18 protein-coding genes are annotated in these 19,409 nt (G+C 68.7%); 8 read left to right on the top strand and 10 right to left on the bottom strand.

Features of this window, described 5'->3' with window-relative positions:
- Positions 1 to 19 precede the first annotated feature (19 nt).
- On the bottom strand, positions 20 to 1,177 hold the full coding sequence (locus ACI6GS_RS19995; protein ID WP_439815226.1) for an EAL domain-containing response regulator: 1,158 nt from the start codon (positions 1,175 to 1,177) through the stop codon (positions 20 to 22).
- 336 nt (positions 1,178 to 1,513) lie between these two features.
- Between ACI6GS_RS19995 and ACI6GS_RS19990 the strand changes: the two genes are divergently transcribed.
- Positions 1,514 to 1,726: a hypothetical protein gene (locus ACI6GS_RS19990; RefSeq protein ID WP_439815225.1), complete on the top strand. Its 213-nt coding sequence runs from the start codon at positions 1,514 to 1,516 to the stop codon at positions 1,724 to 1,726.
- Positions 1,727 to 1,871: 145 nt separating this feature from the next.
- Here the strand turns inward: ACI6GS_RS19990 and ACI6GS_RS19985 are convergent, their stop codons facing one another.
- The 4 genes from ACI6GS_RS19985 to ACI6GS_RS19970 all read right to left on the bottom strand — a co-directional run bounded on the left by ACI6GS_RS19985 (position 1,872) and on the right by ACI6GS_RS19970 (position 5,561).
- Positions 1,872 to 2,837: an alpha/beta hydrolase gene (locus ACI6GS_RS19985; protein ID WP_439815224.1), complete on the bottom strand. Its 966-nt coding sequence runs from the start codon at positions 2,835 to 2,837 to the stop codon at positions 1,872 to 1,874.
- 10 nt (positions 2,838 to 2,847) lie between these two features.
- On the bottom strand, positions 2,848 to 3,618 hold the full coding sequence (locus tag ACI6GS_RS19980; protein WP_439815223.1) for an SDR family NAD(P)-dependent oxidoreductase: 771 nt from the start codon (positions 3,616 to 3,618) through the stop codon (positions 2,848 to 2,850).
- Positions 3,619 to 3,714: 96 nt separating this feature from the next.
- On the bottom strand, positions 3,715 to 4,152 hold the full coding sequence (locus tag ACI6GS_RS19975) for an NUDIX hydrolase (RefSeq protein WP_439815222.1): 438 nt from the start codon (positions 4,150 to 4,152) through the stop codon (positions 3,715 to 3,717).
- Entirely contained in the window at positions 4,149 to 5,561 is a 1,413-nt protein-coding gene (locus tag ACI6GS_RS19970; RefSeq protein ID WP_439815221.1) for an FAD-binding oxidoreductase, read from the bottom strand. Before ACI6GS_RS19970 ends, ACI6GS_RS19975 begins: the two co-directional genes overlap by 4 nt.
- A 179-nt stretch (positions 5,562 to 5,740) precedes the next feature.
- Here ACI6GS_RS19970 and ACI6GS_RS19965 point away from each other — a divergent pair, with 179 nt between their 5' ends.
- Both ACI6GS_RS19965 and ACI6GS_RS19960 read left to right on the top strand, forming a co-directional pair.
- On the top strand, positions 5,741 to 6,373 hold the full coding sequence (locus ACI6GS_RS19965; protein WP_439815220.1) for a glutathione S-transferase family protein: 633 nt from the start codon (positions 5,741 to 5,743) through the stop codon (positions 6,371 to 6,373).
- Positions 6,374 to 6,503: 130 nt separating this feature from the next.
- Entirely contained in the window at positions 6,504 to 7,718 is a 1,215-nt protein-coding gene (locus ACI6GS_RS19960; RefSeq protein ID WP_439815219.1) for an MFS transporter, read from the top strand.
- Here ACI6GS_RS19960 and ACI6GS_RS19955 read toward each other — a convergent pair.
- A complete protein-coding gene (locus tag ACI6GS_RS19955) occupies positions 7,715 to 8,686 on the bottom strand; it encodes an L-threonylcarbamoyladenylate synthase (protein WP_439815218.1) in 972 nt (323 codons plus the stop codon). The two genes, ACI6GS_RS19960 and ACI6GS_RS19955, sit on opposite strands and share 4 nt — an antisense overlap.
- Positions 8,687 to 8,807: 121 nt before the next feature.
- Between ACI6GS_RS19955 and ACI6GS_RS19950 the strand changes: the two genes are divergently transcribed.
- Positions 8,808 to 10,574 carry an acyl-CoA dehydrogenase gene (locus ACI6GS_RS19950; RefSeq protein WP_439815217.1) on the top strand — a complete coding sequence of 589 codons (1,767 nt, stop codon included), beginning with the start codon at positions 8,808 to 8,810 and terminating at the stop codon, positions 10,572 to 10,574.
- A gap of 156 nt (positions 10,575 to 10,730) precedes the next feature.
- Positions 10,731 to 11,819: an alpha/beta hydrolase fold domain-containing protein gene (locus ACI6GS_RS19945; RefSeq protein ID WP_439815216.1), complete on the top strand. Its 1,089-nt coding sequence runs from the start codon at positions 10,731 to 10,733 to the stop codon at positions 11,817 to 11,819.
- A 29-nt stretch (positions 11,820 to 11,848) separates the two neighbouring features.
- Here the strand turns inward: ACI6GS_RS19945 and ACI6GS_RS19940 are convergent, their stop codons facing one another.
- From ACI6GS_RS19940 to oppB, 4 genes are read right to left on the bottom strand one after another with little or no spacing between them, the layout of a single operon-like run.
- Entirely contained in the window at positions 11,849 to 12,832 is a 984-nt protein-coding gene (locus ACI6GS_RS19940) for an ABC transporter ATP-binding protein (protein WP_439815215.1), read from the bottom strand.
- A complete protein-coding gene (locus ACI6GS_RS19935; protein ID WP_439815214.1) occupies positions 12,829 to 13,812 on the bottom strand; it encodes an ABC transporter ATP-binding protein in 984 nt (327 codons plus the stop codon). Before ACI6GS_RS19935 ends, ACI6GS_RS19940 begins: the two co-directional genes overlap by 4 nt.
- A gap of 19 nt (positions 13,813 to 13,831) precedes the next feature.
- Positions 13,832 to 14,716 carry an ABC transporter permease subunit gene (locus ACI6GS_RS19930; protein WP_439815213.1) on the bottom strand — a complete coding sequence of 295 codons (885 nt, stop codon included), beginning with the start codon at positions 14,714 to 14,716 and terminating at the stop codon, positions 13,832 to 13,834.
- Positions 14,709 to 15,626 (bottom strand): oligopeptide ABC transporter permease OppB, encoded by a 918-nt coding sequence (oppB, locus tag ACI6GS_RS19925; protein ID WP_439815212.1) that lies wholly within the window; start codon positions 15,624 to 15,626, stop codon positions 14,709 to 14,711. The genes ACI6GS_RS19930 and oppB overlap by 8 nt, the downstream gene beginning before the upstream one ends.
- Before the next feature lie 142 nt (positions 15,627 to 15,768).
- Between oppB and ACI6GS_RS19920 the strand changes: the two genes are divergently transcribed.
- From ACI6GS_RS19920 to ACI6GS_RS19910, 3 genes are all read left to right on the top strand, one after another.
- A complete protein-coding gene (locus ACI6GS_RS19920) occupies positions 15,769 to 17,094 on the top strand; it encodes an LLM class flavin-dependent oxidoreductase (protein WP_439815211.1) in 1,326 nt (441 codons plus the stop codon).
- Complete coding sequence (locus ACI6GS_RS19915; protein ID WP_439815210.1) at positions 17,091 to 18,416, top strand: LLM class flavin-dependent oxidoreductase; 1,326 nt, start codon at positions 17,091 to 17,093, stop codon at positions 18,414 to 18,416. Before ACI6GS_RS19920 ends, ACI6GS_RS19915 begins: the two co-directional genes overlap by 4 nt.
- A 201-nt stretch (positions 18,417 to 18,617) precedes the next feature.
- Complete coding sequence (locus ACI6GS_RS19910) at positions 18,618 to 19,166, top strand: YkvA family protein (RefSeq protein WP_439817993.1); 549 nt, start codon at positions 18,618 to 18,620, stop codon at positions 19,164 to 19,166.
- The last annotated feature ends 243 nt before the right edge of the window (positions 19,167 to 19,409 follow it).

The raw sequence follows: 19,409 nt of genomic DNA, 5'->3' as shown, positions 1-19,409 counted from the left end.
GGCTCGGGTGTCCTGGCCCTCAACCCAGGTCGGGCGGCAGCGCCGCCAAGGCCAGCGGCAGCGACTGCCAACCGCCGGTGGCCGGTCCCTGGACCTGGTCGCAGCCGGCCTGGCGCAGGCGGGCCAGGTCCGCTTCCGACTCGATGCCATCGGCCGTCACGGTCAGGCCCAGCGCATGACCCAGCGCCACCAGCGCATCGACCATCGCGCCACCGCCCTCATCTCCCAGGTAGCGGGTGAAGGTTGGGCCAAGGATCAGGCCTTCAACCGGCAGGCCGCGCAGCCGGGCAAGGGACGAGAAGCCGGCGCCAAAATCGCTGATGCTGGTGGCGACACCCAGGCGGCGCAGGCGCTCCAGGGTGGGGGCCGCGCGGTCGCCAAGGTCGAGCAGCATGTCCTCGCTCAGCGCCAGGTCCAGGTCCCGCGGCGCCAGGCCGTGCCGTGTCAAAAGACCGGACAGGACCTCCGCCAGGTCGGGCCGCGCGATCAGCGCCAGCTCTGGCTCCACGATCATGGCGATGGGGCGCCGCCCCACGCGGCTCCAGCGCGCCACCTGGTCCATGGCATCGTCCAGGTCGGCGATCGCCAAGCCATCGCGGGCCTCGCCCAGGCGGCGACGTTCCGGCGCAAGATGCAATCCGACGATGCGGCGCCGACGCAGGTCCAGGCGGGGCAGGGCGCTGAGCGCGATGCTCCCGGCAGCACGGCTCGCCTCGACCGTCGGCGGGACACGCAAGGGCAGCGGCGCCTCCGCCACGGCCTCGCCCCCACCGGATCGGCAGATATCCTCAAGCCGGCGCAGCACGATGGGAAAGCCGCGGGCCTTGTCCACGAAGTCTATGGCGCCGCCGGCCATGGCGGCGTCGCGCACCTTCTGGTCGGAGACGGTCGTCAGAAACAGGGCCGGCGTCGAGTCGCCACGTTCGCGCATGGCCTGCAGGACGTGCAGGCCGTCCATCACCGGCATCTGCCAGTCAAGGATGATGCAATCGAAGGGACCCTGGTCGGCCAGACGGGCCAAGGCATCCTGGCCGTTCTCGGCCTCCGTCACGCCAAAGCCGGCGTCCGCCAGGTTGTCCGAGAGCGCCAGCCTGAACAGGGGATCGTCCTCGGCAACCAGCACGCGCACTGCGTGTCGGGTCGCGCCTGCCTCGTGCTCGTATCTCGCTTCCGCCATGGCGAGCCTGTCCATCCTGTCCAGGATCCGTTCGTGCTGTTCACCGCCCGGATGCGATCCGGCCCGACGACTGGGCCAGCGCTACTGCCGACCTGAACCGACAGTGAAGCGTGTTGTGCCCGACCTCGGTGCCGCAATCCTGTGACATCACTGTGATGCCACCCCTGGGTTGGGACAAAAACGTACCTCGTTTGACGGCTTTTCGGGCTCATGCCTAAGTCTGGCCTACAGAAAACGCAGGACCGACGCCAGCTTGCAACACCCGGTTGGAACATCGGGAATAGACACGGGCCGGCACGGTGCGGCGGGGGATTTCAGGGGTTCGGGGGAGCAGTCATGAACACGCGGATCATCACCATCGCTCTATTGTCGGCGCTGGCCCTTTCGGGATGCTCGGGCCTCAGCCGGCAGGAGCAGCGGGCGCTGAGCGGCGGCGCGATCGGTGCAGGCGGCGGCGCCCTGATCGGTGCGGTCACCGGCGGCAGCGCCCTGACGGGTGCGCTGATCGGTGGCGCGGGCGGGGCCGCGATCGGCGCCCTGACCAAGTAGTCTTGCAGGGGCCAGGCGCCCCGCACCCAGACGGTTTCGTCGGCCAGGCGGATCGCCCGCAGCCGTGCCCGACCGACGAACGGGCGCCCCCAGGAGGCAACTCCTGGGGGCGTTCCGATTTGACCCTGGCTTCAGCCCTGAAGGGTCAGGCGAAGGCGACGCGCAAGGCGTCCGCGCACTCCGCAAGTGCCGCACCCGCCTGGTCGATGACGCCGCCCATCGTGATGAACCCGTGGATCTGGCCGGGATACTCGATCAGCGTCGACTGGATCCCAGCCGCCTTCAGCTTCTCGTGATAGGCGCGGCCTTCGTCGCGCAGCGGATCGAAGCCGGCAACCAGGATCGCCGCCGGGGCCACGCCCGACAGGCTTGCCACATCCAGCGGGGCCGACCGGGGCAGGGACTGGTCCGCCGGATCGGCGAAATGCAGTTCGCGGAAATAGTCGATCGTGCGCTGGTCCAGGCCAAAGCCTTCGGCGAACCGGCGGCGCGACTCCGTCTCCTGCTCGGACACCTTGGGATAGACCAGCAGTTGCAGCGCCAGGGGGGGACCGCTCTCGCTGCGCCATTCCTGGGCCACGACGGCCGCGATCGTGCCGCCCGCGCTATCGCCGCCGACCGCGATGCGCGTCGGGTCGATGCCCAGGTCCGGCGCGCTGCGGAACACCCAGCGGACCAGCGCCAAGGCGTCGTCGAAGCAGGCCGGGAACCGATGCTCGGGCGAGAGGCGGTACTCGACCGAGAGGACGACGCAGCGCGCCTCGTTCGCCAGGATGCGGCACGGCGCGTCGTGGGTATCGCGGCTGCCGATGACGAAGCCGCCGCCGTGAAAATAGACCAGGGCGGGCCGACTGCCGCCGGGCGCGGCAATCGGTGTGTACATCCGAACGGGCAGCGTCCCATCCGGCGTCGGCACCGCCAGGTCCTCCACCTTGCCGATGGGCACGTCCTTGGCCCCCAGCATCAGGGTGGACTGTTCGTACATGTCCCGCGCCTGGGCGGGTGTCATGGTCCAGATGCGCGGCAGGCTGCTGGCCGCGATCTGGTCGAGCAGGGCCTTGGCCTGCGGGTCCAGGGCCGTCGTGTCGGCGGCCTGTCGGGTCTCGCTCATCGAGCGTTCCTCAGAAAATGGCGTAGCCGCCGTCGATCAGGAACGTGTCGCCCGTGTGATACTTCGATGCATCGCTGGCCAGGTACACGGCAATGCCGCCGAAGTCCTCCGGCTGGCCCCAGCGGCGGATGGGCACGCGGGGCAGGACCGCATTGGCAAAGCGCTCGTTGTTGAAGCTGCGGTCGGTCATCGCCGTCTCGATCCAGCCGGGCAGGATCGCATTGGCCCGGATCTTGTGGCGACCCATCTCGACCGCGATGCCCTTGATCATCGATATGACGCCGCCCTTGGTCGCACCATAGTGCTGGTTGCGGGCCGCCCCTTCGATCGCCGCAAGGCTTGCGGTCACGGCCAGGCTGCCGCCGCTGCCGCCGTTGATGATGTGCCGCGCCCCTTCGCGCAGGGTGTAGAAGGCGCCGGCCATGTTGACCCGCATGACCTTCTCCCAGTTCTCGGCCGTGATATCCAGGAACGACTTCTCGGCCAGGCCCATGCCGGCATTGGCGAAGCTGGAATCGACACGGCCGAACTGGGCGACGACATCCTCATAGGCCTTGACCACGGCCTTCTCGTCGCCGACGTCGACCTGCAGGACCTGGACCGGGTTGCCGATGGCCTTCAGCGTCTCGCCCGCCTCGCCGTTCTTCTTGGCATTGGTCCCCCAGATCGAAACGGCGGCGCCCGACTGGGCCAGCGCTTCCGCCATGCCAAGGCCGATGCCGCTATTGCCGCCGGTGACGACGACGACCTTGCCGGTCAGGTCGAACGGTTGATAGGCCATGGCAGGTCTCCCCCTTCATTCTCTAGCCGCGAACTGGGCTTTGGCCGCGCAGTATAGCGGCGGGCGGACGAAGCCCAAGCCTTCGCGTGCAGGCGCTCAGTCGGCGGCCAGGCGGGTCCGGCTCTGGGCGATCACGCGGGCGGTTTCCGTCCACAGGGCCAGCGCGTCGAGCTCGACCATCGGGACGAAGCGCGCGTCCGCCGCGTCGTCGCCGGCGCGCGGCTCCCCCGCCAGCCAGGTTCCCGCCAGGTCGACCAGCGTGTAGTGGTAGAGGACAGCACCTTCCTCGTCGCGGAAGATGCCGTCGACCACGTCGACCACCGGCCCGGGCGCCATGGTCACGCCGGTTTCCTCGAACACCTCGCGGATCGCGGCCTCGCGCACCGTCTCCCCGACCTTCTGCGCGCCGCCGGGAATGCTCCACTCGCCGGCGCGGGGCGGCTTGGCGCGACGCACCAGCAGAACGCTGTCACCCCGCCAGACGATGGCGCCGACGCCCACGATGGGCCGCGCCGGCCGTTCGCGGCCGCTCATGGCGCGCGGATCACCTTGCCTGGATTGAACAGGCCGACAGGGTCCAGGGCCTGCTTCACCCGAACCATCAGCTCAAGCTCCAGCGGCGCCTTGTACCGCGTCACCTCGTCCAGCTTGAGGCGGCCCAGGCCGTGCTCGGCCGAGATGCTGCCCCCGAAGCGTTGCACCACGAGGTCATGGACGATCTGGGCCAGGTCGGGTCCCCGGGCCAGGAAGGCGTCGGGGTCGGTCCCTGCCGGCTGCTGAAGGTTGAAGTGGACATTGCCGTCGCCCAGGTGGCCGAAGGCGCAGACGCGAAGCCCGGGGCAGGCGGCAACTACCGCGGCGGAGGCCTCCTCGATGAACCGCGGCATGGCCGCCACGGGCACGGAGACATCGTGCTTCAGGCTGGCCCCCTCCACCACCTGGGCGGGGGAGATCGATTCGCGCAGGCGCCACAGGGCCGCCGCCTCGGCCGTGTTCTGGGCGATCACCGCGTCGGTCACGAGGCCGTCCTCCAGCGCCGCGCCCAGCAACTCCTCCAGCCGGGAGGGCGGCTCCAGGATCTCGACCAGGGCGTACCAGGGGCTTGGCTGCACGAAGGGCGCGCGTGTCCCGGGAATGTGGCGCAGGACCAGGTCCAGCGCAAAGGCGGGGATCAGCTCGAACGTGCCGACCCCCTCGCCGACGTCGCGGCGCAGCGCGTCGAGCAGGCGCACGGCGTCCTGCGGCTCCGCCAGCTGGACCATCGCAGTCGCCAGGTGGGCCGGCTGCGGCCGCAGGCGAAGTGCCACCGCAGTAACCAGGCCCAGTGTCCCCTCGGCCCCCACGAAGAGCTGCTTCAGGTCGTAGCCGGTATTGTCCTTGCGCAGGGTGCGCAGGCCGTCCCAGACGCGACCGTCGGCCAGCACGACCTCAAGCCCCAGGACCTGCTCGCGCATCGTGCCATAGCGGATCACCTGGGTGCCGCCGGCATTGGTCGAGACCAGGCCGCCGATCTGGGCCGAACCCTCCGACCCCAGGCCGACGGGGAACAGGCAGCCCGCCTCGCTCGCAGCCTGGCGCAGGTTGGCGAGGATGCATCCCGCCTCCACCACGACATGGCCGCCCGAGGGGTCGAGCGCGCGGATCCGGTTCATGCGGCCAAGGCCAATCACGACCGCGTCCGCATCCTCATAGGGCGTGGCCCCGCCGCACAGGCCGGTATTGCCCCCTTGCGGCACGATGGCGACGCGGGCCCGCGCGCAGCGCTGCACGACCGCGGCCGCCTCTGCCGTGCTGGCGGGCAGGCAGACCGCGCGGGCGCGGCCGCGATAGCGCCGGCGATGGTCGAGCAGAAAGGGGGCGGTGTCGGCCGCGTTCGTCAGCAGGCCCCGGTCGCCCAGCACGGCGTGCAGGTCGGCCAGCAGGGTGTCGTCCATCCGGTCCATGGGCTGCATCCTAGCGCCTCCGCCCGGCGTTGCACGCATCGCGCCATGGATGTTGACACCCGTCCCGCCCGATCGGGTGAGGCGTGATCCGGTTGCACTGCGGCACGATTTGTTGCGGTGGGGCTGTGGACTGTGCCCAATGCCCGCCCTTGTGCTTGTTCCTGGCAGGATGGTTCCCGATGGCCGAGCTGATTGTCTATGGCATCTCGATCAGCAGCTACGTCCGGACGGTGCGCCTGGTCTGCCTCGAGAAGGGCGTGTCCCATCGCTTCGTGGAGATGATTCCAGGCGGCATCGTGGACGGCGTCAGCCATCCCTTCGGCCGGGTGCCGATCATGAAGCATGGCGACTTCGTGCTCTATGAAAGCCTGGCGATCGCCCGCTACCTGGATGGCGCGCTGCCGGGTCCGCGCCTGCAGCCGGAGGGGGCGCGCGACCTGGCGCGCATGGACCAGTGGATGAGTGCGGCATCCGACTATACCTATCCGGCGATCACCCGCCTGATCGCCCTGCCGCAGCGGGTGTCGGCGCAGCCCTTCGACCTGGAGCAGACGGGCCGGGAAGAGTTGCCCGACCTGCGCCGGCAGTTTGCCGTCTACGACGCGCACTTGGCGCGGCATGCCTTCCTGGCGGGGGCCGACGTCACCCTGGCCGATCTGTTCCTGGCGCCGATGCTGCACATGCTGCGCGCCCATCCCGGGGGGGTGGAGGCGCTGTCCGACTATCCCGCCATGATGCGCTGGCAGCGCACGCTGGAAGCGCGCCCCAGCCTGCGCGCGACCGAGCCGGAGCCCCTGGCCGACGCGTTCTGAACCGGGCTGCCGGCGCGTATCGACGCCCTGGCAGCGGGTTTCACAGTCGGGCCAGCCCATTTGTCAGGCGATGCGAGCCATGCAGCATTCGCGCTGAGCGCCTGTCCGTTCCCTGTGCAATCTCTGCGTCGTGGTTTCCGACGCAACATCCGGCCCCAGCGCCAAGGCGTCCGGGCGCACCTCGACGGTCCCGGCCTTCCTGGACCAGGCGCCCGTCGTCGCCATCATCTTCGCCGGCTTCCTGGCGGTCAGCGTGCCGCTGCCGGCCCTTTCGCTGCAGGTCGCGCACGTCCTGGGCTTTGACGAGCTTATCGCCGGGATCGTGATCGGCGCCCAGGCCGCCGTCACGGTTCTGACCCGATTCATGGCCGGCTCGCAGGCCGATCGGCGCGGCGCCAAGGTCGTGGTCCTGTGGGGCCTGGCCCTGGCGTCTGCTTGCGGGCTGCTCTACCTGACCTCGGCCGGTCTGGAGGCGTCTCCGATCCTGGCGGTCGCCGTCCTGCTGGTCGGGCGCCTGGGCATGGGGCTGGCCGAGAGCTGCATCATCACGGGCACCATGAGCTGGGGGATCGGCCGCCTGGGCCCCGAGCGGACGGGCGAGGTCATGGCCTGGCAGGGCATCGCGATGTACGCGGCCCTGGGCCTGGGTGCGCCGCTGGGCCTGGCGCTGATGGATTGGGGTGGCTTTGCGGCGGTGTCGGCCTGTGCGGCCGCTGCGCCCGCTGTGGCCCTGGTCGTCGCATTGGCGACCCGGCCGGTGGCGACTGTCGCCGGCGAGCGGACGCCGTTCCATCGCGTGCTGGGCCTGATCTGGCGGGCCGGGACGATCCAGGCCCTGGCCAATGTCCCGTTCGCGATCATGTCGGCGTTCATCGCCCTCTATTTCACGGCCATGGGCTGGCAGGGGGCGGGGCTGGTCCTGACCGGATTCGGCGTGGGCTACATCGCCGTGCGCATCCTGTTCGGCCGCCTGCCCGACCGGCTGGCTGGCATCCGCGTCGCCTTCTGGTCGCTGCTGGTCCAGGGCATGGGCCAGCTGGTCCTGTGGGGCGCGGACGGGTCGGTCATGGCGGTGGCCGGCGGCGTCCTGACTGGCCTTGGCTATTCGCTGATGTATCCGTCGATGGGGCTGGAGGCGGTACGGCGCCTTCCCGTGGCCGATCGCGGCCGGGCCGTGGGCGGCTTCACCGCCTTCATCGACGTATCGCTTGGCCTGACGGCGCCGCTGGTCGGGCTGGCGATCGCGGCCGCGGGGGCCGGTGTCGCCTTCGCGATCGGAGGGGCGGCGGTGCTGGCGGCGCTGCTCCTGCTGGCCGACCTGTGGCGCCAGGCACGACGCCGCTAGGACGTCGGGCCGCGCGGTGCGGCGGCGCGGGTGAGGCGGTCCCGGATCGCTTCGCCCAGGCCATGGGACGGGATCGGCATCACGGCGATCGCCGACGCGCCGCTGGCATCAAGGCGGCGCAGCATGGCGAACAGGTTGGCCGCAGCCTCCACCAGGTCGGCCGTGGGCGAGAGGTTCAGGAGGGCATGGGCAGGCCCCGGCGCCGACGCCGGACCGAAGGCGAGCAGCGCCTCCCCCACCCTCACCTCCGTCGCATCCAGGCGCAGGGGCAGGCGCGGGGCGTAGTGGCTGGCCAACTGGCCGGGCGAGGCGGGGCGGTTCGCGTCGACGTCGGGGACGAGGAGGGGGCCGGCAATCGCCTCGATCGCGTCGCGCGGGATGGCGCCAGGCCGCAATAGCGTGGCCCGGCCGCCCTGGGTCGCCAGCACCGTCGATTCCAGGCCGACCGGGCAACGGCCCCCGTCGATCACCAGGGGCAATGCGTCGCCGAAGCCATCTGCGACGGCCTGGGCTTCCGTCGGGCTGAGGCGGCCGGAGGGGTTGGCGCTGGGGGCCGCAACGGGCACGCCGGCTGCCGCCAGCAGGGCCAGGGCGACGGGGTGGGCCGGCACCCGCACCGCCACCGTCTCCAGCCCCGCCGTCACCAGATGCGACAGGCGCGCCTCTGCCCGGCGCGGAAGGACCAGGGTCAAGCCACCCGGCCAGAAGGCATGGGCCAGCCGGAGCGCCAGCGGGTCGAAGTCCGCCAGCGCCTGCGCCGCCTGAAGGTCCGGCACATGGGCGATCAGGGGATTGAAGCTGGGCCGCCCCTTGGCCGCATAGATGGCGGCAACGGCACGATCGTTGCCGGCGTCCGCCCCCAGGCCATAGACCGTTTCCGTCGGGAACGCGACCAGCGCGCCCAGCCGCAGCAGGCGCGCGCCCTCGGCAATCGCCTCAAGATCCGGTTGCGCGATCCGTGGTGTCATGGTCGAGCGGTCTACCACGCGGCGCGCAGATTCTGTAATCCTGTGCGCCGCCCCGCGCACGACGACGCGCCATGAAGCGCCGCCACCAGAGCGACCCGGGGTCCGCAGCCAGGAGCAGAAGATGCAGCCCTATCGTGCCCCCCTGTCCGACCTTCACTTCGCCCTCTCCACGGCGGGCGGGCTGGACCGCCTGGGCGCGCTGGAGCCGTTCGAGCAGGCGAGCCCCGAGCTCGTGAACCAGATCCTGGAAGAGGCGGGCAAGCTGGCGGCCGACGTGCTAGCGCCGCTGAACGAGGTGGGCGACCGCGAAGGCTGCAGCGTCGAGAACGGCGTGGTGCGGACGCCCACGGGCTTCCGCGAAGCCTATCGCGCCTATGCCGATGGTGGTTGGCCGGGCCTTGCCTTCGATCCCGAACATGGCGGGCAGGGCCTGCCGTTCACGCTGGCCGTCGCGATCCAGGAATTGTGGTCGTCGGCCAACCTGGCCTTTGGCCTGGTCATGCTGCTGAACCAGGGTGCGGTCGAGGCGATCTCCACCCACGGGACCGAGGAGCAGAAGGCCACCTACCTGGCGCCGATGATCGAGGGGCGCTGGACGGGCACGATGAACCTGACCGAGCCGCAATCGGGGTCCGACCTGGGCACGATCAAGACCCGTGCCGTGCCGGCCGGGGACGGCACCTGGCGCATCCAGGGGTCCAAGATCTTCATCACCTTCGGCGAGCATGACCTGGTCGAGAACATCGTCCACCTGGTCCTGGCCCGCACGCCCGACGCGCCGGAGGGGACGCGCGGCATTTCCTGCTTCATCGTGCCCAAGTTCCTGGTCAACGCGGACGGCAGCCTGGGTCAGCGCAACGATCTGCGCTGCGTCTCGATCGAGCACAAGCTGGGCATTCATGGCAGCCCGACCTGCACCATGGCCTATGGCGACAACGGCAATTGCGTGGGCTACCTGATCGGTCAGCAGCACCGCGGCCTGGCCGCCATGTTCACCATGATGAACAATGCCCGCCTGTCGGTCGGCGTGCAGGGCCTGGCGGTCAGCGAGCGCGCCTACCAGCAGGCTTTGGCCTTTGCCCAGGAGCGGCGCCAGGGTCGGGCGCTGGGGTCGAAGGAGACCTCGTCCCCCATCATCGAGCATGCCGACGTGCGGCGCATGCTGATGACCATGAAGAGCACGATCCTGGCCATGCGGGCACTGGTGCTGCGCAATGCCCTGGCGATCGACCTGTCGCGCGCGCTGCCTGACCAGGGCGCGCGCGAGGCGGAGCGGGCGATGGCCGACCTGCTGACGCCGGTGTCCAAGGGCTGGTGCACCGACCGGGGGGTTGAGCTGACCTCCCTCGGTGTGCAGATCCATGGCGGCATGGGCTTTGTCGAGGAGACGGGGGCAGCCCAGCACCTGCGCGATTCGCGCATCTGCCCGATCTATGAGGGGACCAATGGCATCCAGGCGATCGACCTGGTGACCCGCAAGCTGACGGGCGCACCCCGGGCGGCCTTCGACAGCCTGGTGGCCGACATGCGGGCGACGGCGGCGCGACTGGCGTCGCACGCGGCGCTGGGTGCTGCGGCGGCGACGTTGCAGCCCGGCATCGACGCGCTGGTCCAGGCGGCCGACTGGCTGACCGCGCAGGGCGGCGAGGACGCCCTGGCCGGGGCCACGCCGTTCCTGGAGCTGTTCGGGTCGGTCGCGGGCGGTCATTTCCTGCTGGCCCAGGCCGAAGCCGCCCTGGCGCAGGGGGAGGCGCAGGCCCTGGGGCGGGTGCAGCTGACCCGCTTCTTCGTGGCGCAGCGCGTACCGCCGGCCGCGGCGCTGCTGGCGACGATCATGGGCGGCGGTGCGGCCCTGTCGCGCGCCGAGGTCGAGCCGCTCTGGGCCTAGGGCTGAGCCGGGGCGCCTTTTGCATGTGACCAGTCTGGGACATCGGGGGTGGCGGGGGCGGCGCGCACTTCACGAGCGGGGTGAGCGGGCCAAGATCGGGAGCGGGCCCGGTCGGCGTGCGTCGACGGGGATGGGCCCGCGAGGAGGGTTTCTGCGTTGGACACTCTGAACGGCGGCTGGCGTGCGCGCCTGCCTGATCCCGAAGTGCGTTCGTTCCTGCGGATCGCCAATGTCGTCGCGCCGCGCAGCCTGGCCGGGCGCTCGCCGCGCCAGGTCCATCGGTCGGTGCGCTCCGTCGTCTGGGCGCTGTCGAGCCGCGAGCCGGTGGGCCGGGTCGAGCGTTTGAGCGCGGTGGGCCCGGGTGGGCCGATCGCGATCCGCCTCTATGTGCCCGCGGGGCCGGCGCCGGCGACCGGCTGGCCGGTGCTGGCCTGGTTCCATGGCGGCGGCTTCGTTACGGGCGACCAGTTCGTGGCCGAGGGCACGTGCCGGGCCCTGGCCAATCGCAGCGGGGCGGCGGTTGCTGCAATCACCTATCGCTTGGCCCATCGCCATGGCCTGCTGGCGGGGCACGAGGATGCCCTGGCGGCGGTGCGCTGGCTGGCGGCGCAGGGGGCCGCGCATGGCCTGGACCCCGCGCGAATCGCGGTCGGCGGCGATTCGGCTGGCGGCTGCCTGGCGGCGTCCGTCGCCGCGCGCTGTGCGGCGGGGGAGGGGCCGGCCCTGGCCTTGCAGCTGCTGCTTTATCCCGTGACCGACATGACGCTGGAGCGGCCGTCGATCAACGAGAACGCGGCCGGCTATCTGCTGACGCGGGACAGCCTGGCCTGGGTCCTGTCCAACCTGCGCGCCGATGTCGACCTGACCGACCCGCGGGTGTCCCCCGCCCGGGCGGAGCTGCGCGGTGCGGCCCCGGCCGTCGTCCTGACCTGTGGCTATGACCCCTTGCGGGATGATGGCCTGGCCTATGTCGAGAGGCTGAAGGCGGCAGGCGTGCCGGTCGAGCACCTGCACTTTGCCGGCCAGGTGCATGGCTTCGTCATGTTCGACGTGGTGTTCCGCGGCGCGCGCCAGGCGCTGGACCAGCTGGGCGCGGCCCTGGCGCGTGCGCTGGGCACTGCGCCCCGCGCCGACCGGCCGCGCCCGCCCTTGGCCACGGGTCACCGGGCCATCGGCTCGGCCCTGATGGCGGTCATGGCGCTGGAGCGCGGGCCGCTCGCCCGGAGGCCGCGCAAGGCGGCATAGGCGGCAGCCTCAATCCCAGGTGCGGCAGCTCAGTCCCAGTCGCGCCAGTGGTGGCAGGCGACGATGTGGTTGGGGGCGATGGTCTCAAGCTCCGGCTCGACCGCGGCGCAGAGGTCGGTGGCGTGCGGGCAGCGGGTGCGGAAGCGGCAGCCGGATGGCGGATCGAGGGGTGAGGGCGGGTCGCCGCGCAGGGGCAGCGGCGGCCGGGCCCGTTCACGCACCGGGTCGGGCACCGGGATCGCCGCCAGCAGGGCACGGGTATAGGGGTGCTTGGGTTCGCGATAGAGGCGCTCGGTCGGCGCACTCTCGGCGAGCTTGCCCAGGTAGAGGACGGCCACGCGCTGGCTGATATGGCGGACCACGGCCAGGTTGTGGCTGATGAACAGAAGTGCTGCGCCCGTTTCGCGCTGAAGCCGGGCCAGCAGGTTGACGATCTGGCCCTGGATCGAGACGTCGAGGGCCGACACCGGCTCGTCGCAGACGATCAGGCGGGGGCGCAGGACGAGCGCGCGGGCAATGGCGATGCGCTGGCACTGGCCGCCAGAGAACTCGTGCGGATAGCGATTGCGGTATTCGGGGCTGAGGCCCACGGCGCGCAGGGCCTCGATCGCGCGGGCGGTGCGGTCCTCTCGCCCCACGCCGAAATTGCGCAAGGGTTCGGCCACGATCTCGTGCACCGTCATGCGCGGGTCCAGTGCCGCCAGCGGGTCCTGGAAGATCACCTGAAGCTCACGCCGGCGCTGCCGCAGGCCCTCCGGAGAGAGGTCGGCCATGGGCTGGCCGTCCCACAGGATGCGTCCCTCTGTCGGCTCGACGAGCCGCAGGATGGCGCGGCCCAGGGTCGACTTGCCGGAGCCGGATTCGCCCACGATGCCCAGCACCTCGCCCGCATTCAGCGCCAGGTTCAGGCCGTCGAGCGCGCGCACGGTGACCGGCACGCGCCGGAACAGGCGCTGCTGCCGCAGGGTGAAGTGGACCTTCAGGTCCTGAACCTGGAGCAGGGCCCCGCTCAACTCCGCACCTCGTAGAGGAAGCAGGCGGCGGCCTGTTCCTCGCCCACCGGGAAGAGGGTGGGGCGCTTGCTCTTGCAGCGGGCGAAGGCGCGGGCGCAGCGGGGGGCAAAGGCGCAGGCCTCCCCCGGCGCGACCAGGCTGGGCGGTTGCCCCGGGAGGGTCGCGAGTTCGCCGCCGCGCGGCCCGTCCAGGCGCGGGGACGCCGCCAGCAGGGCCTGGGTATAGGGGTGGGCGGGGTCGCGGAAGACTTCCTCGGCCATGCCGATCTCGGCCATGCGGCCGCCATACATGACCATGACGCCGTCGGCGAGGCCGGCAATGGCGCCCAGGTCATGGCTGATCAGGATGATGGCGGTGCCGCTGTCGCGCACCAGGTCGCGCATCAGCTCCAGCACCTGGGCCTGGACCGTGACGTCGAGGGCCGTCGTCGGCTCATCCGCGATCAGCAGGCGGGGGCGGCAAAGCATGGCGATGGCGATGGCGATCCGCTGGCGCTGGCCGCCCGAGAATTCGTGGGGGTAGTCAGCGATGCGGCGCCTGGCGTCCGGGATGCCGACGCGGTCCAGCATCTCGACCGAGCGGGCCAGGGCCGCCTTGTCGTGCAGACCCTCGTGATGGAGCAGCACCTCCGTCATCTGGCGCCGCACGGTCAGGAAGGGGTTGAGCGCCGTCATCGGGTCCTGGAACACGGTGCCGATGCGCCGGCCGCGGATGCGGTCCAGGTCGCGGCGCGGCGCGACCAGCAGGTCCGTCCCCTCGAACACGACGCGGCCCGTGGTACGACCCCGGCCGGGCAGCAGGCCCAGCATCGCCATCACCATCTGCGTCTTGCCGGAGCCCGATTCACCGACCACACCCAAGGTCGCGCCGGCCGGCAGTTCGAACGAGACGTCGGTGACGGCATGGACCATCCCGTCGCGCGTGGGGAAGCGAACGGAAAGGCGATCGACCACCAGCAGCGGCGCGTCCGCCGCAGCCACGGGTGGAGGCGCGTCGGCCTCAGCGCTCGGCGGGGTCGAGAGCATCGCGCAGTCCGTCGCCCAGCAGGTTGAAGCAGAGCAGGGTGACCGCCAGGAACGCCGCCGGGAAGATGAGGGCCCAGGGCTCCGTCTCCATGCGCCGGGCACCGTCGGCGATCAGCACCCCCCACGAGGTCATCGGCTCCTGCACGCCCAGGCCCAGGAAGGAGATGAAGCTCTCGGCCAGGATCATCGTGGGCACGGTGAGGGTGACGTAGACAATGACCGGCCCCAGCGTGTTGGGGATGATGTGGCGGCGGATGATGGCTGCTTGCGTGGCGCCGCCGGCGCGTGCGGCCTCCACGAATTCCCGCTGCTTCAAGCTCAGCGCCTGGCCGCGCACGATGCGTGCCATGTCCAGCCAGCAGATGGCGCCGAGCGCCACGAACAGCAGGACGATGTTGCGCCCGAAGAACACGGTCAGCAGGATCACCAGGAACATGAAGGGCAGGGCATAGAGAATATCGACCAGCCGCATCATCACGGCATCGACGCGGCCCCCCAGGAAGCCCGCAATGGCGCCCCAGGCGACGCCGATCACCAGGCTGACGCAGGTGGCGGCCAGGCCCACCAGGAGCGAGATGCGACCGCCTTCCAGCGTACGGCTGAACAGGTCGCGGCCATTGTCGTCGGTGCCGAAATAATAGCCCCGGGCGAAGTCGGGCGGGCTGGATATGGCGTCCCAGTCGACCGCGTCATAGGCGTGTGGCGCGAGGTAAGGCCCAATGACGCAGAGGCCGGCCATGCCCAGCAGCACCAGGATGGACAGCATGGCGGCCGGATTGCGCAACAGGCGCGACACGGCATCGGCCCACAGGCTGCGCCCGCGGCCGATCGTGGCCCAGGGATTGCGCGCCTCAGCCATGTCGGACCTTGGGGTCGAGCAGGCCATAGGCCAGGTCGACGATCAGGTTCGCCGCGATGATCAGGACGCCGTAGAAGATCACGACCCCCAGGACCAGCGTATAGTCGCGATTCAGTGCCCCCTGGATGAAGTAGCGCCCGATCCCCGGAATGCCGAAGATCTGCTCGATCACGACGGAGCCGGTGACGATCGCCGCGGTCGCGGGGCCGAGGTAGGAGACGACGGGCAGCAGGGCGGGACGCAAGGCATGGCGCAGCAGGACGACCTTTTCCGGCATGCCCTTGGCCCGCGCCATGCGGATGAAGGGACTGCGCAGCACCTCCACCAGGCTGGCGCGGGTCAGGCGGGCGATATAGGCGACCTGGGGCAACGCCAGGGCGATCACCGGCAGGATCATCTGGGTGGGGCTGCTCCCCCAGCCCATCTGGAGCCAGCCCAGCATCAGGCCGAAGACCAGCGTCAGCAGCGGCGCCACGACGAAATTGGGCAGGGCGATTCCGGTCGTGGCCAGCGCCATCACCAGGCTGTCGGGCCAGCGCTCGCGCTTCACCGCCGCCACCAGGCCAAGACCGATGCCGAGAATGCAGGCCAGCACCATGGCCGTGCCACCCAGCAGGAGGGAGGTCGGAAAGCCGCCCAGGATCAGCTCGGTGACGGAGAAATCCTTGTACTTGAAGCTGGGCCCGAAATCGCCCTGGGCCAGGTTCTGCAGATAGCGCAGGTATTGCAGGGGCAGGGGTTCATCCAGGTGATAGGCCGCCGCCAGATTGCGCTCGACTTCGGGCGGCAGGGCCCGCTCGCGGTCGAACGGGCCGCCCGGCGCCAAACGCACCAGGAAGAAGGCCAGGGTCACCAGGATGAACAGCGTGGGGATCGCCCCCATGACGCGGCTCAGCGCATAGCGCAGCATGAGCCCGCCCCCGTCTGCCCGGCCGTGCGACTCGCAACCGTCCCCGTGATCCGCATTGCACCAGCGCAGCACAGACGCGCGGCGCAGCAAAGCACGGCATGGGACTTGCTTGATCGTTTCAGCAGTTCTCCCGGGAGACCGCATGTCCAAGCGTCAGATGCATCTCGTCGCGTACCTGAAGACCAGCCAGACCTTTCACCACCATGGGGCCTGGCGGCATCCGGCCTCGCCGCTCCACGACCTGCTGCTGCCGGAACGCTATGAGCATGTGGCGCGGGTGCTGGAAGCGGGCTTCTTCGATGCCTGCTTCTTCGAGGATACGAGCAACATCTTCGACACCCACGAAGGCAAGTTCGATGCGATCCTGAAAGGTGGCGGCCAGATCAGCCTGCTCGACCCGGTGGTCGTGCTCCCCTACCTGGCGCGGGCGACGAAGCATCTGGGCCTGGGCATCACGATGTCCACCAGCTTCTACCACCCGTTCCATATTGCCCGACTTCTGGGTTCGCTCGATCATCTTTCAGGCGGGCGGGTTGCCTGGAACGTCATCACCAGTGCCCAGGATGCCGAAGCGCAGAACTTCGGCATGGCGCGGATCGGCGACCGCGACACCCGCTACCAGCGGGCGGAGGAGACGGTCGAGGCCGCGCTGAAACTGTGGGCCAGCTGGGACGACGGCGCGCTGATCCTGGACAAGGCATCGGGCACGTTCGCCGACCCATCAAAGGTGCACTACGCCAATTATGTGGGCAGGCATGTCAGCACGCGCGGGCCGCTGCCCACCCCGCGCTGTCCGCAGGGGCACCCGGTCATCATGCAGGCCGGATCGTCGCCCCGCGGACGGGAAGTGGGGGCCCGCTTTGCGGAGGTGATCTTCACCATCCAGCACGACGTGGCCGACATGCTGGCCTATCGCCAGGACATGCACCGGCGCATGGCGGTGCACGGCCGCAAGCCTGAGGACTGCGTGATCCTGCCCTCCCTCGACATCATCGTGGGCGAGACGGATGCGATTGCCGAGGAAAAGCGCCAGTACCTGGACAGCCTGATCGATGCCGACCTGGCCATCGCGACCGTCTCCGCGCATATCGGCGTCGATCTGTCGAGCTATGACCTGGACAAGCCGCTGGACGTGGTGGGACGGGAGATCACGGTCCAGGGCGTGCTCGACGCCATCGTCTCCGCCACCAACTCCAAGGGCCTGACCCTGCGCGAGGCGGCGCACCGCTACGCCACCAGCTTCATGGCGCCCCAGATCGCCGGCAGCCCGACGACCATTGCCGACCGCATGCAGGAGATCTTCGAAAGCGGGGCGTGCGACGGCTTCATCCTGACGCCGACGACCTTCCCCGGCATGTACGAGGATTTCACCCGCATGGTCGTGCCGGAACTTCAGCGCCGCGGCATCTACCGCACCGCCTATACGGGCAAGACCCTGCGCGACAACCTGAGGGGGATCCAGGCATGAGCGTGCACCGGAGCAAGCATCTGCACCTGATCGCCTTCATGAAGACGGGGCCAACCAGCCACAATTACGGCATGTGGCGGCACCCCGACACCGCGATTGCCGACCTTTTGACGCCCGAGCGGTACGAGCACGTGGCCCGCGTGCTGGAGGCGGGCAAGTTCGACGGCCTGTTCTTCGAGGACCTGTCCGGGATCTATGACACCTACCAGGGCAGGATGGACGTGACGCTGGCGCGGGCGGGCCAGATGAACCTGCTCGATCCCCTGATGGTCCTGCCCTATGTCGCGCGGGCGACGCGGCACCTGGGCCTGGGCATCACGCTGTCGACCAGCTTCTACCATCCGTTTCACATCGCACGGCTGCTCGGCTCCCTCGATCACCTGTCGAACGGGCGGGTTGCCTGGAACGTCGTGACATCGGCGGCGGATCTGGAAGCGCAGAACTTCGGGATGGAGCGCATTCCCGACCGCAAGACCCGCTATGACAAGGCCGAGGAGGCGGTGGAGGCGTGCCTGGCCCTGTGGGATACGTGGGAGGAGGGGGCGCTGGTCATGGACAAGGCGGCCAACTTCTTCGCCGACCCGGCCAAGGTGCACTACGCCAACTACAAGGGCACCCATGTCGCGACGCGCGGACCGCTGCCCACGCCGCGCTGTCCCCAGGGCCATCCGGTCATCATGCAGGCGGGCTCATCCCCCCGCGGTCGCGAATTCGCGGCCAGGCATGCCGAGATCATCTTCACGATCCAGCACGGCAAGCAGGACATGATCGATTTCCGCAAGGACATGCACGAACGCATGGCGGCGATCGGCCGGGACCCATCCGAATGCGTGATCCTGCCCGCGGTCGACGTGATCCTGGGCGAGAGTGCCGCCGCGGCCGAGGCCAGGCGTCAGGACCTGTTCGACCTGATCGACCCTGAGATGGCGGTGTGCACCGTCTCCAGCCATATCGGCATGGACCTTTCGACCATGGAACTGGACAAGCCCGTGACGCTGGAGGCACGCGACCAGACGGTGGGCGGCCTGCTCGATGCCCTGATCCAGGGGGCCAACGCGAATGGCTGGACGCTGCGCGAGGCCTGCATGCACTACGGCGCCAGTCAGATGACCCCGCAGCTGGTCGGCACCGCGACGGATGTCGCCGACCGCATGCAGGACCTGCTGCAGTCGGGCGCCTGCGACGGCTTCGTCATGCCGCCCACGACTTTCCCCGGCATGTACGAGGACTTCGTCGCCCAGGTCGTGCCCGAGCTTCAGCGCCGCGGCGTCTATCGGACCGCCTATACGGGCAAAACCCTGCGGGAAAACCTACAAGACTAAGCAAAATACACCATGTGTTGGGTTTTATCCCCTTCTTCTCTGGGTGAAGCTAGAACAACGTAATGTTCGCGCGCGCTACCTTTTGATGTTGTAAGTTTGAGCTTCCTGCAGTGCGGGCCAAGGGCAAAGCACTGCGTCGGGATAGGACCACGAATTCTGTCAAGCTCTGCTCCTGGTGTTGTGCATCCAAGAGTTGATTTTATGATGGTTTTTGCTTATATTTGTGTTCTTTGTAATAGAGGATGCGTCATGAAGGCCTCTGCTGTAGGGTTGGCCGCCAGATTGATGTTGATGATAGTAATTCCAATTGGACTGCTTTACCTATGGCGTGAAAACATCAAAATTATTACTATAATCGACATTCTTATTTTATCTGGAATTTCGTGCTATTTCTTGGTTATTTTTGGGTCGTTTTTGAGGGGGCCTGGACAGTTTATTAAGGCGCTTGGGGAGTGGACGGTTTATATTATATGGGTGCCCATGGGTTCACTATGTATTGTATTTCTACTAGTTGTTAAGGTGGGTGTCATTGCTCTTAAATTGTCACTTAAGGGTATAATAGCTCTTACAGTTAGCTTGGCTTACTTTTTGCTTCCAATCGATTTGATTCCGGATTTCTTGCTCGGATTAGGTTGGATTGATGACATAATGCTGTTTGTTTCGTTGTCAATATGGGCAATGTCGGCTTCTCTTTCGGAAAGCATAAGATCGTCGTTCAAGGTTGTACGACCAATCACATCGTTTCCTTGAATGGGGGAGACACTCGGATGCGGAAGGCTATCGACTTCATAAAGTCACGACTGATCGAAATAGTGACCGGAGTTATTGCCTCTGCTTTATATACTTGGCTGAGTATGCCATCGGATGTTGTTGATCTTTCTGGGATTGCAGTCGGGCTAGTCGCTATCCCGGTGTTCCTTGGCTTGATCTATGTCGCCGGTGGGCTATTGGTATTGGTATTTCTGGTGTCAATATTGGACGTTGTCCTAACCC

This window comes from Zavarzinia sp. CC-PAN008 (assembly GCF_051903925.1).
Taxonomy (GTDB): Bacteria; Pseudomonadota; Alphaproteobacteria; order Zavarziniales; family Zavarziniaceae.
The sequence above is the reverse complement of the archived record's forward strand: the minus strand, read 5'-3'. Positions and strand labels throughout refer to the sequence as shown.

Coding starts and splice junctions, on each gene's coding strand:
- ACI6GS_RS19980 (WP_439815223.1), bottom strand. CDS start 3,618: ATGGCCTATCAACCGTTCGACCTGACCGGCAAGGTCGTCGTCGTCACC.
- ACI6GS_RS19950 (WP_439815217.1), top strand. CDS start 8,808: ATGCAGCCCTATCGTGCCCCCCTGTCCGACCTTCACTTCGCCCTCTCC.
- ACI6GS_RS19920 (WP_439815211.1), top strand. CDS start 15,769: ATGTCCAAGCGTCAGATGCATCTCGTCGCGTACCTGAAGACCAGCCAG.
- oppB (WP_439815212.1), bottom strand. CDS start 15,626: ATGCTGCGCTATGCGCTGAGCCGCGTCATGGGGGCGATCCCCACGCTG.
- ACI6GS_RS19965 (WP_439815220.1), top strand. CDS start 5,741: ATGGCCGAGCTGATTGTCTATGGCATCTCGATCAGCAGCTACGTCCGG.
- ACI6GS_RS19990 (WP_439815225.1), top strand. CDS start 1,514: ATGAACACGCGGATCATCACCATCGCTCTATTGTCGGCGCTGGCCCTT.
- ACI6GS_RS19955 (WP_439815218.1), bottom strand. CDS start 8,686: ATGACACCACGGATCGCGCAACCGGATCTTGAGGCGATTGCCGAGGGC.
- ACI6GS_RS19930 (WP_439815213.1), bottom strand. CDS start 14,716: ATGGCTGAGGCGCGCAATCCCTGGGCCACGATCGGCCGCGGGCGCAGC.
- ACI6GS_RS19995 (WP_439815226.1), bottom strand. CDS start 1,177: ATGGCGGAAGCGAGATACGAGCACGAGGCAGGCGCGACCCGACACGCA.
- ACI6GS_RS19970 (WP_439815221.1), bottom strand. CDS start 5,561: ATGGACCGGATGGACGACACCCTGCTGGCCGACCTGCACGCCGTGCTG.
- ACI6GS_RS19985 (WP_439815224.1), bottom strand. CDS start 2,837: ATGAGCGAGACCCGACAGGCCGCCGACACGACGGCCCTGGACCCGCAG.
- ACI6GS_RS19915 (WP_439815210.1), top strand. CDS start 17,091: ATGAGCGTGCACCGGAGCAAGCATCTGCACCTGATCGCCTTCATGAAG.
- ACI6GS_RS19910 (WP_439817993.1), top strand. CDS start 18,618: ATGATGGTTTTTGCTTATATTTGTGTTCTTTGTAATAGAGGATGCGTC.
- ACI6GS_RS19975 (WP_439815222.1), bottom strand. CDS start 4,152: ATGAGCGGCCGCGAACGGCCGGCGCGGCCCATCGTGGGCGTCGGCGCC.